This is a genomic window from Candidatus Chloroploca mongolica (assembly GCF_004762035.2).
Taxonomy (GTDB): Bacteria; Chloroflexota; Chloroflexia; order Chloroflexales; family Chloroflexaceae; genus Chloroploca; species Chloroploca mongolica.
In genome coordinates this window covers 1-1,493 of record NZ_SIJK02000155.1, presented here as the reverse complement: position 1 = coordinate 1,493, position 1,493 = coordinate 1, and the positions used below count along the sequence as shown (strand labels likewise).

Sequence of the window (1,493 nt, the reverse complement as noted above, 5' to 3'; positions counted from 1 at the left end):
GCCCCAGCAGCGGATGTCACCCTCGCTTGTCAGCGCACAGGTATGCACCGAACCTACGCTGATCTGTTGTACCGCTTCAAGGTTAGGGGGCACCTGGCTGAACTCAGCATAGCCCCAGCAGTGCACGGTGCCTTCGGTGGTCAGCGCACAGGTGTGAAACCCACCTGCGCTGACCTGCGCGGCGACCCCGAGGTCGTCGGGCACGCTGCCCTGGCCGCCATAATTAGCGCCCCAGCAGCGCACGGTACCTTCGGTCGTCAATGCACAGGTATGTGCCCAGCCTGCACTAACCTGGGCCACGGCTCCGAGGTCGTCGGGCAGCATAGCTTGCCCGCTATAGCCTCCCCAATACGTGTTGTTGCCCCAACACTGTACCGTATGCTCACTTGTGACGGCACAGGTATGCTCGGCTCTTGCGCTGACCTGCGCCACGGTTTGCAGGTTACCCGGCATGGTGTTCTGGCTGATGCCATAACTCCCCCAACAGCGTAGCACTCCGTTGGTGGTCAAGATACAGGAGTGATTCGTCCCCACACTAACCTGCGCCACGGTTCCAAGATCGTTGGGCACGCTGCTCTGTCTGAAGGTATTACTGCCCCAGCAGCGCACGGTGTCTTCGGTGGTCACCGCACAGGTATGCCACGTCCCCGCGCTGACCTGGGCCACGGTTCCGAGGTCGTCGGGCACGGTGCTCTGGCCGTCGCTATCGTACCCCCAGCAGCGCACGGTGCCTTCGGTGGTCACTGCACAGGTGTGATGCGCACCTGCACTAACCTGGGCCACGGTTCCAAGGTTGTCGGGCACGGTGCTTTGGCCGTAGTAATCGTACCCCCAGCAGCGTACCGTCCCTTCGGTGGTCACCACACAGGTATGCGACCACCCCGCGCTGACCTGGGCCACGGTTCCGAGGTCGTCGGGCACGGTGCTCTGGCCGAAGTCATTATCACCCCAGCAGCGCACGGCGCCCTCGGTGTCCAGCGCACAGATATGCTGCGCACCTGCACTAACCTGCGCCACGGCCCCAAGGTCGTCGGGCACGGCGGTTTGGCCGTAGCCATAATTGTCCCAGCAGCGCACATCGCCCTCGGTGGTCAGCGCACAGATATGCGCCGGACCCGCGCTGACCTGCACCACGAGACCGAGATCATCCGGAACATCAGTATCCAATCCCCAACAAGAGAGTTGTCCGGCCCGATTGATCACACAGGTGCGATAGCCGCCAACGCTCACCTGTGGCAAGGGTGAAGGCGTTTGCTCTGGCGCGGTCAAGGGCAACTGCTCCATCGCTCGTGCCCTGGGCGGCATCGCATGGAGCAGCATCGTCGCAGCGACTGCTGGCACCAAGTCTGGTACCGGCAGCGTAGCAAGCAGTAACGGGCCAAAAACTCCGCTCACGATCAACGCAAGGAGCGCACCAAGAGAACGATACGTCATGACATCCTCCGTGAGGCTAGACAAGCGATCGCGTCACACTGACTCCTTGAACCTGGGGC

Annotated in this window: 1 pseudogene; it reads right to left on the bottom strand. The window is 62.5% G+C overall.

Features of this window, described 5'->3' with window-relative positions:
• Nucleotides 1-1,434: pseudogene (locus tag EYB53_RS25280) on the bottom strand (hypothetical protein); the annotation flags it as partial.
• Nucleotides 1,435-1,493 lie beyond the last annotated feature (59 nt).